Origin of the sequence: Bacillus niameyensis (genome assembly GCF_001375535.1) — a bacterium.
Taxonomy (GTDB): domain Bacteria; phylum Bacillota; class Bacilli; order Bacillales; family Bacillaceae_C; genus Lederbergia; species Lederbergia niameyensis.
Genome location: NZ_LN831197.1, coordinates 442,632 through 455,074 on the forward strand (window position 1 = coordinate 442,632; position 12,443 = coordinate 455,074).

At 37.5% G+C, this 12,443-nt stretch carries 14 protein-coding genes; 13 read left to right on the forward strand and 1 reads right to left on the reverse strand.

All coding sequences use genetic code 11. The features are described from left to right. Window positions 1-411: 411 nt before the first annotated feature. Window positions 412-816, reverse strand: coding sequence for a hypothetical protein (locus BN1243_RS21490; protein ID WP_084781784.1), 405 nt, complete (start codon window positions 814-816; stop codon window positions 412-414). Between the two features lie 621 nt (window positions 817-1,437). Here BN1243_RS21490 and rpsU point away from each other — a divergent pair. The 13 genes from rpsU (at window position 1,438) to era (ending at window position 12,435) form a co-directional block, all read left to right on the forward strand. Continuing rightward, a complete protein-coding gene (gene rpsU / locus BN1243_RS02165) occupies window positions 1,438-1,611 on the forward strand; it encodes a 30S ribosomal protein S21 (protein WP_057983047.1) in 174 nt (57 codons plus the stop codon). Between the two features lie 14 nt (window positions 1,612-1,625). Then, window positions 1,626-2,072: a GatB/YqeY domain-containing protein gene (locus BN1243_RS02170; protein WP_062104640.1), complete on the forward strand. Its 447-nt coding sequence runs from the start codon at window positions 1,626-1,628 to the stop codon at window positions 2,070-2,072. 235 nt (window positions 2,073-2,307) lie between these two features. Continuing rightward, the gene (locus BN1243_RS02175; protein WP_062104641.1) at window positions 2,308-3,615 is read left to right on the forward strand and encodes an NfeD family protein; all 1,308 of its coding nucleotides are present in this window, start codon (window positions 2,308-2,310) and stop codon (window positions 3,613-3,615) included. Window positions 3,616-3,648: 33 nt separating this feature from the next. Then, window positions 3,649-4,647, forward strand: coding sequence for a flotillin-like protein FloA (gene floA, locus BN1243_RS02180; protein ID WP_062104642.1), 999 nt, complete (start codon window positions 3,649-3,651; stop codon window positions 4,645-4,647). Between the two features lie 38 nt (window positions 4,648-4,685). Next, entirely contained in the window at window positions 4,686-5,156 is a 471-nt protein-coding gene (locus BN1243_RS02185) for a hypothetical protein (protein WP_062104643.1), read from the forward strand. Between the two features lie 62 nt (window positions 5,157-5,218). After that, a complete protein-coding gene (gene yqfC / locus BN1243_RS02190) occupies window positions 5,219-5,503 on the forward strand; it encodes a sporulation protein YqfC (protein WP_062104644.1) in 285 nt (94 codons plus the stop codon). 3 nt (window positions 5,504-5,506) lie between these two features. Next, on the forward strand, window positions 5,507-6,703 hold the full coding sequence (gene yqfD, locus BN1243_RS02195) for a sporulation protein YqfD (protein WP_326569826.1): 1,197 nt from the start codon (window positions 5,507-5,509) through the stop codon (window positions 6,701-6,703). A 4-nt stretch (window positions 6,704-6,707) separates the two neighbouring features. Further along, complete coding sequence (locus BN1243_RS02200) at window positions 6,708-7,679, forward strand: PhoH family protein (protein WP_062104646.1); 972 nt, start codon at window positions 6,708-6,710, stop codon at window positions 7,677-7,679. Between the two features lie 153 nt (window positions 7,680-7,832). Beyond that, complete coding sequence (locus tag BN1243_RS02205; RefSeq protein ID WP_062104647.1) at window positions 7,833-10,025, forward strand: HD family phosphohydrolase; 2,193 nt, start codon at window positions 7,833-7,835, stop codon at window positions 10,023-10,025. After that, window positions 10,009-10,479: an rRNA maturation RNase YbeY gene (gene ybeY / locus BN1243_RS02210; RefSeq protein ID WP_062104648.1), complete on the forward strand. Its 471-nt coding sequence runs from the start codon at window positions 10,009-10,011 to the stop codon at window positions 10,477-10,479. Before BN1243_RS02205 ends, ybeY begins: the two co-directional genes overlap by 17 nt. Continuing rightward, complete coding sequence (locus BN1243_RS02215; RefSeq protein WP_230200080.1) at window positions 10,445-10,858, forward strand: diacylglycerol kinase; 414 nt, start codon at window positions 10,445-10,447, stop codon at window positions 10,856-10,858. Before ybeY ends, BN1243_RS02215 begins: the two co-directional genes overlap by 35 nt. A 262-nt stretch (window positions 10,859-11,120) precedes the next feature. Next, window positions 11,121-11,519, forward strand: coding sequence for a cytidine deaminase (locus tag BN1243_RS02220; RefSeq protein WP_062104650.1), 399 nt, complete (start codon window positions 11,121-11,123; stop codon window positions 11,517-11,519). Next, complete coding sequence (gene era / locus BN1243_RS02225) at window positions 11,512-12,435, forward strand: GTPase Era (protein ID WP_062104651.1); 924 nt, start codon at window positions 11,512-11,514, stop codon at window positions 12,433-12,435. Before BN1243_RS02220 ends, era begins: the two co-directional genes overlap by 8 nt. Window positions 12,436-12,443: the final 8 nt, after the last annotated feature.

Below are 12,443 nucleotides of genomic sequence, written 5' to 3' on the forward strand. Positions count from 1 at the left end.
AGAGGCGTAAATTTGCTGAGTTTCCAAAAGATTACTGGGAAATGAGCATTATTGAAGATTTGGTATTTGTTTTCAAAACCTTTTCAAAAAAAGACATGCCAAAGAAGCGTCACATATTTATTTATTTTTTTAATAGGTTGTTTTTGTAAACATTGTTGCTTACCAGGACAGTGCTTGGTTGATTTCCGCTACAGTTGCTCGCTTTCCGCGGGGCGGGCGGTGAGCCTCCTCGGCGTAAACGCCTGTGGGGTCTCACCTGTCCCGCTGATCCCGCGACGGACAGGACGTCCTAGTGTCGGCGTTGGCCACAGGACGTGGCCGTCTTTAGCCGACCAGGAGTCTCGCACTTTCGCTACAATCAACCTTCAACGGATTTTGTTTTAAAATCAACAAACCCTTGGATAAGGTCCTTTAAAAAGATTTGGCTATTGAAGATAAAATATGACCGTTAAGGAAGGATAGCGCATCTTTTTGATGGGCATACCAGGCATCAATGTGTTGACACATCATAATGGCGTAAGTCCGTATATACCACATCTTTGTAGGCCGATGCCGACCAGATTCTAAGTGATAATCGACTTTTTCTCGTTTGTTTGAACGTTCTACCGATGTTCTTCTTTTATAAACGATCTTCCATTTTTCGGATGTTCTAGGAGTCTTAGTAAAAAGTCGAAGATTGTCTTTCCCAAAAGTATGGAATGTTCTTCCGTATTTGGCTGTAGAACAAGGGCTTTTACACGTATTTTTTGTACCACAAGCTAATGGACAACGCCATTTTTGCCTATTTTGCGATTTGTCATATCCGTTTGGTTTCATTTTAAGTTTTGCTGGTGAATGACAAACTTAAGTATATGTGCAAAAGAATAACTTAGTTGATTGAAGTGGAAGGCGGCGACTCCTGGGGGATTAGCGTGACAGGTGAGATCCCGCAGGAGCGTAGCGACGAGGAAGCTCACCGCACGCCCCCCGGAAAGCGTCCGCCTGGAACGGAAATCAACGGTGGCGAGCTCTCGCGTAGTATGTAGATTATTCATCTCGTTCAATAGAGAATGAGCAATTTTACTAACAAAAAAATGAAATATCCCCCTATTAATAGTAGGAGGAGAAATAAAAAATTGGTATAAGAAAACCTTGTACCATCTTACTCGGTGAATGCCGAGAGTCTATTTAGACCTATGGAGGGAGCAGCGTGTTCGCAAACTATTGGTTTTCCTTACGATAGGTTAATATCGATTCGCCTTAATCGGATTATTGTGTATCATTTTATCTTGTCAGAATCTAGGAGTTTGTACGTCACTATGCGTTTCCTTACGCTATTCTAATGTTTTTGAAAATAAAGATTGTTGACCTGATAATTACGTTATTATATAATTGCAGGGTACATGGGTAACCATGAGTGAACATGTTATTGTTATGTTCGGAGGGAGGGAAAGAGAAATGTCAAAAACAGTTGTTCGTAAAAACGAATCGCTTGAAGATGCTCTTCGCCGCTTTAAACGTACTGTTTCTAAAACAGGTACTTTGCAAGAATATAGAAAGCGCGAATTTTATGAAAAACCAAGCGTAAGACGCAAGAAAAAATCAGAAGCTGCTAGAAAACGTAAGTTTTAAAAGAGGGTGCAATCATGAGTCTTCATGACCAATTAAATGAAGATATGAAACAAGCGATGAAAAACAAAGAAAAAGACAGACTATCTGTCGTTCGTCTGCTAAAAGCAGCCATTCAAAATGAAGCTATAAAGCTCGGCAAGAAAGAGTTAACTGAAGATGAAGAATTGACAGTTCTTTCTCGTGAAGTTAAGCAACGCAAGGACTCCCTCCAAGAATTTGAAAAAGCGGGTCGAGAAGACCTTGTTGAGAAAACCCGAAATGAACTAGTTTTTGTACAAGATTATATGCCGGCTCAACTCGATGAAGAAGAATTGGAGAAAATTGTCCGCGAGGCAATTGCCGAAACTGGTGCTTCTTCAAAAGCTGAGATGGGTAAAGTGATGGGTGCGCTGATGCCGAAAGTGAAGGGAAAAGCAGACGGTTCACTCGTCAGTCAACTTGTTCAACGGCATTTATCATAGTGAAATAAAATGCATAAATCGCCCTTACAGGCTAACAGTCCTGTATAATAAGATCTAATTAGTGTTCCGCTAAGGGCACACCTAAAAAAAGCTGATAAGCCAAAGCTTGTCAGCTTTTTTTTCATACATATGATTAAATAATGATTTTAATGAAAGGAAGCTACATCTTTTTTGAATCCTTTTCATACTTATTTCGTATTAATAGTATTAACTGCTTTGGAGAGGAGGGGGAATTATGAAAAGAATTGCGATTGCTTTCTTCGTTCTTACTACTGCTATACTCTCCATGTTGCCGGCGGAGGCTAGCAATCAAGATATGAATGTGTATGTAATCCCTATCAAAGAAGATATATCAAGCGGTTTATATGTCTATCTAAACCGAGCTATTCACGAGGCAGAAGAAAATGGCGCAGAAGTAATCATATTTGAAATGGATACGAATGGTGGAGCCGTTAATGCAGCAATTGATATTGGTAACCGTATTTTGAAAATAGATAAAGATATAAAAACGGTCACACTTATTCATTCACGTTCCATTTCAGCAGGTGCATATATTGCTCTTCATACTGATGAAATTTATATGACACCGAATGCAACTATGGGCGCTGCAGCAATTATTGATCAATCAGGTAACACTGCAGGTGAAAAAGCTGATAGTATGTGGATAGCTGCGATGGAAGGGGCTGCTAAACAACATAATAGGGATCCTGAAGTTTCTAAAGCGATGGCTACGGGGACAGTTGATTTACCTGAACTGAAGGAAAACGGGAAATTATTGACCTTAAATGCTGACAGTGCTTTAAAAGTAGGTTATTCTGAAGGTACGCTTCAAGATATTGACGAGCTGCTTGCTCATTTTGGATATGAGGGGGACGGGTATAAGACAGTACCAAAAACATTTGCAAACTCATTGGCGCAGTTCGTGACCAATCCAGTTGTAGTTCCAATTCTTTTGTCAATTGCAAGTCTAGGATTAGTTTTAGAGCTTTATTCCCCAGGTTTTGGCTTTCCAGGTGGCATGGGAATTGGCGCGTTACTTCTGTTCTTTTACGGCCATTATATTGCAGGTTTAGCAGGTTATGAATCCCTTATCCTTTTAATCCTTGGAATTGGGCTAATTGTAGCAGAGTTTTTTCTACCCGGTGGTATTGCAGGAATTCTAGGGATAGTGGCTGTAATAGGCAGTATTATTATAGCAGGTCAAAATGTATTGCAAATGGCGACCTCTGTTATTATTGCTTTATTCCTTGCAGGAGTAGCCTTCATTATTTTGATAAAGGTGTTTGGTAAAAAGATGAAATTCTTTAAAAAGTTTATTTTAACTGATTCCACAAATACAGAAAGCGGCTACGTATCTAATGTAAATCGTCTAGATTTAATCGGGCGTGAGGGGATAACAATGACTGATTTAAGGCCATCCGGAACTGTAAAAGTCGATGATGAGCGATTAGACGTTGTTGCCGAAGGAAGCTTTATAGAAAAGAATACGAGAGTTAAAATTATTAAGGCGGAAGGTTCGCGCATTGTTGTGCGGGAATTGTAATACAATTTTTAAAAGAGAGAAGGAGGAAACAGAATGCCATTTGGTCCTGAAACTATTTTTGCATTAGTAGCCGTTGTAATCGGCATTATCATTCTATTAGTATTATTTACCTTTGTTCCAGTAGGACTCTGGATTTCCGCCCTTGCGGCAGGAGTTAGAATTGGAATTGTGACCCTTATAGGGATGAGACTACGAAGGGTTATACCAGGAAGGGTAGTAAACCCACTAATCAAGGCTCATAAAGCAGGTATAAAAGTAACAACAAATCAATTGGAAAGTCACTATCTAGCAGGTGGTAATGTTGATCGTGTAGTTAACGCCTTAATTGCCGCTCAGCGTGCCAATATCGAATTAACCTTCGAACGTGCTGCAGCCATTGATCTTGCGGGTCGTAATGTATTGGAAGCTGTTCAAATGAGTGTTAACCCAAAAGTAATTGAGACTCCATTTATTGCAGGTGTTGCGATGGATGGGATTGAAGTGAAAGCAAAAGCAAGAATTACAGTTCGTGCTAATATTGACCGTCTAGTTGGGGGTGCCGGTGAAGAAACGGTTATTGCCCGTGTTGGTGAAGGGGTTGTATCTACAATTGGTTCAAGCGACAACCATAAGAAGGTGCTAGAGAACCCTGATATGATCTCTAAAACAGTTCTATCAAAGGGTTTAGATTCAGGTACAGCTTTCGAAATCCTCTCAATTGACATTGCGGATGTGGATATCGGTAAAAACATCGGTGCTCATCTTCAAACTGATCAAGCTGAAGCAGATAAGAAAATTGCTCAGGCCAAAGCGGAAGAAAGAAGAGCAATGGCTGTTGCAAATGAGCAAGAGATGAAGGCTCGTGTTGAAGAGATGAGAGCGAAAGTTGTTGAAGCGGAGGCCGAAGTACCACTTGCTATGGCAGAAGCGTTGAAATCTGGCAAGCTTGGAGTTATGGATTATTATTCTCTTAAGAATATAGATGCTGATACTGATATGCGCGATTCTATTGGAAAAATGACTAATCAAAAAAATGATAATAGACAAGAATAAGTTTAGGTGATTTATTCAAAAGAAAGGGGGTAACTCCTTTGGAACAATTCTTGCTTTTTATTATCGTAGCAATCGTTAGTTTACTTTTTAACAGAAGTAAAATGAATTCTCAAAAGCAATCAGATCAGCGTCCCAATACTAGACGTGATATATCTGAGAGTCAACCGGAAGAGCAGGAATTTGACTTTGAAAGTGTTAGAGAAGCAAAAACTTTACAAGAGGCGGCAGAGATTCTTATTTTCAAAGATAAACCATCTAAACCATCTAAACCGTCTATTGATGAGAAAAAAGTAGAACTAGAAAGAAAGTTAGAGGAATTAAAGAGAAAAGAAGAGAGACAGCGGGAAAAAGTGTCTGCCGTTAAGCAGCAAGTCGCGAGTAAAGATAAGGAACAGACAGTTACCTTTCAACTTAGCTCAAATGATGTAGTGAACGGTATAATTATGTCGGAAATCCTAGGGGCTCCGCGATCTAGAAAACCATATAGAAAAGATAGATATACAAATTAAAAATAATTGTATTGAAACCCTCTTTTCGCTCATACACATGAGTGGAAAGGGGGTTCTTTGTTATGGCTAAAAAGTGGTCAAAGAAAATAAAAAAATGGATGACAACTAAAATGGAACTACCCGCTGATATTATGATGGATCTTCCGAGAGTTACAATGGTCGGCCAATTACATATTTATATTGAAAACCACAGGGGATTACTCGTATTTACTGATAACGAATTGCGCTTACTTTTAAAACAAGGGCAGTTGCTTATAAAGGGAAAATCCTTTGTCCTAAAGACAATGCTACCTGAGGAGATATTACTGGAAGGGACAATCGAGGAAGTTCACTATTTAAATGAGTAGGGGGTGACATACTTGAAAAATCAATGGATTACATTTTTTTCAGGTAGAGTGTTAGTAAAAGTCAATGGGAAAGGAATTGAACGATTTTTAAACAGAATGGCTCACTCTGGCCTTAGTATATGGACTGTAAAGAGAAACAAAAAGGGGGAAGTTTTCTTCTATATTGCTTTTCCGGATCTAAATAAATTAAGGTTCGCGGCAAGAAAATCTGACTGCTCGGTTTATTTGATTAAGGGGGAAGGCTTGCCCTTTCTTTGGAAGAGAACGATCAAAAATAGCGGTTTCCTTTTTGGACTAGTTATTTTCTTTTTAATTATTCTATTTCTGTCTAATGTTACGTGGGGAATACAGATTAAAGGAGCCGATCCGGCAACGGAACATAAGATTAAAGAAGAATTAAAGGAACTAGGTATAGTGGTCGGATCTATGCATTTATTTGCAGAGAAGCCGGATATTATTCAGCGTAAATTGACTGATCAAATTGACAATATTACATGGGTTGGTGTGGAGTTAAAGGGGACAACCTATCATTTTCAAGTAGTACAAAAAAATGAACCCGAAAAGTCAAAACCAGAAGGCTCGAGACATTTAATTGCCAGTAAGAAGGCTGTCATCGCTAATATGTTTGTGGAAAAGGGTAAAACTGTAGTGAAAGTCAATCAATATGTAGAGAAAGGTCAGCTGCTCGTTTCGGGAACTATTGGTAACGATGAAAACCCACAAAATGTAATCGCTAAAGGGAAAATCTGGGGACTAACATGGTATAATACTAAAGTGGAGTTCCCGCTTGATTCAGAATTCGAAGTATTAAGCGGGGAAGAAAAGAGAAAATATTCATTAAAAATAGGAAAAATCTCCATTCCGATTTGGGGTTTCGCTAAGGCTGATTATCAACAATATGAAACGGAAACGGAGGATAATGATATTTTCTTTTTAGGAAAAAGACTTCCTGTTAAATTTTCCGAAAAGACAATTCGTGAAAAAGAAGTAATGAACCGTAACTTAAGTAAAAAAGAAGCGATTGACGCTGCAAAGTTACTTGCTAGGAGAGACTTGGAAATGAAGATCCCGTCAGATGCACGGCTTGATAAAGAAATAATTTTGCAAGAGGCTGTAGAGAATGGTAAAGTTAAGTTATCAATAAATTTCCAAGTGATTGAAAATATTGCAGTCGAAAAACCAATCATTCAAGGAGACTAACGAATTGACTGAAGAAAAAATCACAGCAAAAATCGAATTAGAAAATTTGGAAGAAACATATACATTATTCGGAACTGCAGATTCCCATTTGAAAATACTCGAAAGCAATTTAAATGTATCTATTGTTACACGCGGAGAATTAGTCAATATTTCAGGATCAGCTCCCAATGTTGAAAAAGCCAAAGAAACGATCCATCAATTGTTAACTGTCATACGAAAAGGGATTCGTGTAGGGGAGCAAGATGTAGCTTATGCTGCGAAAATGGCGTTAGAAGGGAAGATTGAGTATTTCTCAGAACTATTTGATGAGGAAATTGCCCGCAATACAAAAGGAAAATCGATTCGAGTTAAGACTTTGGGACAGCGCCAATACATTGATGCAATTAGAAAGAATGACTTAATATTTGGCATTGGCCCTGCTGGAACGGGTAAAACGTATCTCGCCGTCGTAATGGCAGTGAATGCATTGAAAAATAATCGTGTAAGCAAAATTATCCTTACTAGACCTGCAATTGAAGCTGGAGAGTCCCTAGGCTTTTTGCCTGGTGATTTAAAAGAAAAGGTCGATCCGTATTTACGACCACTATATGATGCTTTAAATGATATCCTAGGGGCTGAACACACCCAACGGCTGATTGATCGAGAAACAATTGAGATTGCTCCACTTGCCTATATGCGCGGAAGAACTTTAGATGATGCATTTGTTATTTTAGATGAAGCGCAAAATACCACCTTAGCGCAAATGAAAATGTTTCTTACGCGATTAGGCTTTGGTTCCAAAATGGTGATCACGGGAGACTCTAGCCAAGTGGATTTACCTAGAGGTGTAAAGTCTGGATTGATGGCAGCAGAAATTATTTTGAAAAATGTATCAGGTATTTCATTTATCCATTTAACTCAAGGAGATGTTGTTCGTCATCCGCTTGTAGGACGGATCATTGAGGCTTACGAACGGAATGATCTTCTTCCAGGTTAAATGAATGACAAAATCCGAGCGTATTGCTAAATTTGGCAAAACGACCGGATTTTTTTCAAATTCTGTAAAACAGGGTGTTTTTAACTTTAAAAAACTGCTATCATTTTATTAAGCTGAATGTACCATCAGCAATTACGGGGTATGGAGGCCAATATGAATTTTCATAAATATATTAGTAAAATTCGCTCGTTTTTAAGTTATAAGGTGTTTACAGGTTTAATTTTTTGTATACTAGCGCTTGTTCTTTTAATTATCTTATATCATAATATGAAACCTGAAACATATGATATGGAACTATTTTCAGTAGCTGACACAACTATCCGCTCTCCCAAAACAATTGAAGATGAATTAAAGACAAAAGAGGAGCAGGAAAAAGCAGCGAGTGAGGTTGAAAAAGTATACGTATTTAAGAAAGAAATCGCGCAAAACCGTGTATCCCTAATTAGTTCCATTTTTGATTTTGTATCTGAAACAAATCATGAGTCAGTAAAGGTACAGGATAACTCAGATTCAGACGAAAAAGATGAAGCGAAAGAAGAATTGTTACCGCTTCAAGAGCGTTTGAAAGTATTGAAAGCAAAATTAACTAAAAACGTATCTGAGGATATAACGAATTCCATCGCTGATTCAATTTTAATATCATTACTACAGACTAATCCTGAAGATTTACAATCAACCAAAAATACTGTGATTTACAATGTAGAAACTGTAATGAACTCGAAAATACGGGAAGAAGAGCTGAACGAGGCAAAAAACCAAATTGCTGATAAAATTAAAGGTGCTAGCTTACCTGGCTCTTTGGAAGACTCAGCGGTGGAATTAAGTAAATATGCCATTGTTCCAAACGATATATATGATCCTGAATTAACGGAAGAAAGAAAAAAACAGGTAATGACTGAAGTGGAACCAGTAAAAATTTTACAAGGTCAACTAATTGTTCAAGAAGGTCAATTAATAGACCGAGATACTTATCGACAATTAGAGCTGCTTGGCTTACTGAAAAGTAATCCAACAATTAAACCGTTAATTGGGCTTGGGATATTTGTCATACTTGTCATCGGAGCGATATATATTTATTTTTCCCGTTTAGTTTTACCTGAAGACAAAAAACAAAATTATTTAATTTTGTCTAGCTTGATATTCATTTGTTCCTTAATTGTAATGAAAATTATTGGCTTGATGGAAGCAGCGAATTTACAAGAAATTGCGTATCTGTTTCCAGCGGCGATGGCCCCAATGCTAATTAAAATATTAATGAATGAACGGTTTGCGCTCATTATGACAACCATTCTTGCAGTTTGCGGTAGTATTGTTTTTCACGAAGGCATCTCTAACCCGCTTAATATTGAAATTGCTATCTATATATTATTCAGTGGTTTGGCTGGAGTGCTGTTTCTTTCCGGAAGAAATGAAAGAAACCATATTTTGCGTGCAGGTATTTTCGTATCATGTATTAACTTACTTATTATCACTTTTCTAGTACTAGGAGGAAGTGGACAATTTGTAGCGACAGAGTATTTTTATTATGTTATATTTGCAGTTAGTTCTGGTCTGCTCTCATCCGTATTTACAATTGGACTTTTACCTTTCTTTGAAGCAGGGTTTGGGATTTTGTCGACAATGCGTTTAATTGAACTATCAAATCCGAACCACCCATTACTTAAAAAGTTATTAACCGAGACTCCTGGCACTTATCATCATAGTGTAATGGTTGCCAATCTTGCAGAATCTGCATGTGAAGCCATTGGAGCGAACGGTTTATTGGCAAGAGTTGGTTGTTATTATCATGATATCGGGAAGACAAAACGCCCGCCATTTTTTATTGAAAATCAGTTAAACATTGAGAATCCTCATAATCAACTCCCGCCAGAGACTAGTAGGGATATAATCATTGCTCATACTACAGATGGAGCGGAAGAATTAAGAAAGCATAAAATGCCAAAAGAGATTGTCGACATTGCTGAACAACATCATGGCACAAGTTTATTAAAATTTTTCTATTTTAAAGCAAAAGAAAAGGATAAAGATTTACAAGAAAAGGACTATCGATATCCAGGCCCAAAACCACAAACGAAAGAAGCAGCTGTCATTAGCATGGCTGATAGTGTTGAAGCGGCTGTTAGATCAAAGTCACATCCAACTCCTGAACAAATTCGCTCTCTTGTTCATAGTATCGCGCAAGACAAACTACTTGATGGTCAGTTTAGTGAATGTGACATTACATTAAAGGAAATTGAAATAGTAAAATCCGCATTTTGTGAAACATTAAATGGAATATTCCATTCTCGTATCGAGTATCCTGACATAAAACAGCAGAAGGTGATAGATCGTGGCATTACAAATTGATGTTATGGATGAAACAGGTAAGCTATCAGAAGAGGAACTAAAACTGGTTGAAAGTATTTTAACTTATGCATCCGAGCAAGAAAAAGTGGAAAATGAAGCGGAGGTCTCCGTCACATTTGTTTCTGATAAGGAAATACAAGAGATCAACAAGGAATATCGTGGAAAAGACCAGCCAACTGATGTTATTTCTTTTGCTTTGGAAGAAGAAGGTGATGGTGAGATTCCGGTAACAGGAGTCGGCCTTCCTCGAGTTCTTGGAGATATTATCATTTCCTTAGATAGAGCTAAGGAACAGGCAAAGGATTATGGTCATTCGCTTCAGAGGGAAATTGGTTTTCTTACAGTTCATGGTTTTCTCCATTTGCTTGGATATGATCACATGAATGAAAATGATGAAAAGAAAATGTTTAGCAGACAGAATGATATTTTGGCAGGTTATGGTCTTGAAAGGTGAGCGGAAGTTTTCAGCAAAACGTCTAACGTCAGCTTTTAAATATGCGTTTCAAGGCATTCGCTATGCTGCAAGTTCCGAAAAGAATTTTCGAATACACATTGTTTCAGCTCTTATCGTCATCATTGTTTCAACTTTGCTAAAAATTAACCAGGTTGAATGGTTGTTTATCCTTATTTCAATTTTTGGCGTGATGGCCTTGGAGTTAGTTAATTCTGCACTTGAACGAGCTGTGGATTTGGCTACGCAAGAAATACAACCACTAGCAAAACAAGCAAAAGATTTGGCTGCTGCCGCAGTCCTCGTATATGCGGCAATGGCCGTAATAATTGGAATTGTGATCTTAGGTCCAAAGCTCATTAATTTATTTATAACAAATTAACTGACTGTTACTTCGGAAGCAGTGGGATGAAAATAACCCATTGTTTGTGTTGTAATCTGCTTTACCCTGTTCATCAAAGATGGCAGGTTTTTTCTTAACTTAAATTGTACACAAATTTGAAAGTAGAAGTTTTGTGAGTTAAAATAAGTAAAGATAAACCTTTCTGATTCAAAAATGTAAATTATCAAAAAATTAATGAAGAAAAGATAACTTTTTTCTTCAGAATGTAGTAAAATAAAAATATGATTGCGGAGGAGACCAAATGGAATTGGAAAAAATGATCAAAGCAGCAGAATTGGCAAGAGAAAACGCATATACTCCCTATTCCAAATTTCCAGTGGGTTCTGCCCTCTTAACAACTAACGGAAAAGTTTATCATGGTTGCAATATCGAAAATGCATCATATGGTGTAACTAACTGTGCTGAACGTACTGCTATGTTTAATGCTATATCATCTGGGGAAAGAGATTTTCAAATGCTAACAGTAATTGCGGATACTGATGAGCCAGTTTCGCCTTGTGGTGCATGCCGACAAGTAATTGCTGAATTGTGCCCTAAAGATATGGTAGTCGTTTTAGCAAATCTAAGTGGGAAAACTAAAATAGTAACAGTAGAAGAATTATTACCTTTTGCTTTTTCATCGGAGGATTTACATGAGTAATCAACATCTAGATAATGAAAAATTTAAATCAGGATTTATATCTATTATTGGAAGACCGAATGTAGGAAAATCAACATTTCTCAATCGGGTTATTGGTCAGAAAATCGCGATTATGAGCGATAAACCACAAACTACAAGAAATAAAGTTCAAGGTGTTTTAACAACGAATGATTCACAAATGATCTTTATTGACACTCCTGGAATTCATAAGCCTAAACATAAACTTGGCGATTTTATGATGAAAATTGCAATGAACTCATTAAAAGAAATTGATATGATTCTATTTATGATCAATGCTGAAGAAGGATACGGTCGTGGTGATGAATTTATTTTAGAAAAATTACATGGGGTTACAACACCTGTCATTCTTGTGATCAATAAGATAGACCTTATACAACCCGATACTCTTTTAACCATTATTGATCAGTATCGTGAAAAATATAACTTTGCGGAAATTATTCCAATTTCAGCGCTTGAAGGAAATAATGTGGACCGTTTACTTGAAACATTGAAATCCTATTTGCCTGCAGGGCCGCAATATTATCCAGCCGACCAGGTTACTGATCATCCCGAAAGGTTTATTGTATCGGAATTGATCCGGGAGAAAGCGCTTCATTTAACGAGAGAAGAAATTCCGCACTCTATTGCAGTAGTGATTGAAAAGATGAGTCGGCGTAAAGATCAAGACATTATCGATATAATGGCTGCCATCGTTGTTGAACGTGATTCTCAAAAAGGAATTGTCATTGGGAAACAAGGGAGTATGCTGAAGGAAATTGGGAAACGGTCTAGAGTAGATATTGAAAATTTGCTTGGATCTAAAGTTTATTTGGAACTATGGGTAAAAGTGCAAAAAGATTGGCGTAATAAGGCCTTTCATTTACGTGATTTTGGTTTTACCGAAGATGATTACTAAAACCAACT

Bases quoted from the DNA above. Each gene is read 5' to 3' on its own strand.
- BN1243_RS21490 (WP_084781784.1), bottom strand. From the start codon at position 816: ATGAAACCAAACGGATATGACAAATCGCAAAATAGGCAAAAATGGCGT.
- rpsU (WP_057983047.1), top strand. From the start codon at position 1,438: ATGTCAAAAACAGTTGTTCGTAAAAACGAATCGCTTGAAGATGCTCTT.
- BN1243_RS02170 (WP_062104640.1), top strand. From the start codon at position 1,626: ATGAGTCTTCATGACCAATTAAATGAAGATATGAAACAAGCGATGAAA.
- BN1243_RS02175 (WP_062104641.1), top strand. From the start codon at position 2,308: ATGAAAAGAATTGCGATTGCTTTCTTCGTTCTTACTACTGCTATACTC.
- floA (WP_062104642.1), top strand. From the start codon at position 3,649: ATGCCATTTGGTCCTGAAACTATTTTTGCATTAGTAGCCGTTGTAATC.
- yqfC (WP_062104644.1), top strand. From the start codon at position 5,219: ATGGCTAAAAAGTGGTCAAAGAAAATAAAAAAATGGATGACAACTAAA.
- BN1243_RS02205 (WP_062104647.1), top strand. From the start codon at position 7,833: ATGAATTTTCATAAATATATTAGTAAAATTCGCTCGTTTTTAAGTTAT.
- BN1243_RS02215 (WP_230200080.1), top strand. From the start codon at position 10,445: ATGATATTTTGGCAGGTTATGGTCTTGAAAGGTGAGCGGAAGTTTTCA.
- BN1243_RS02220 (WP_062104650.1), top strand. From the start codon at position 11,121: ATGGAATTGGAAAAAATGATCAAAGCAGCAGAATTGGCAAGAGAAAAC.
- era (WP_062104651.1), top strand. From the start codon at position 11,512: ATGAGTAATCAACATCTAGATAATGAAAAATTTAAATCAGGATTTATA.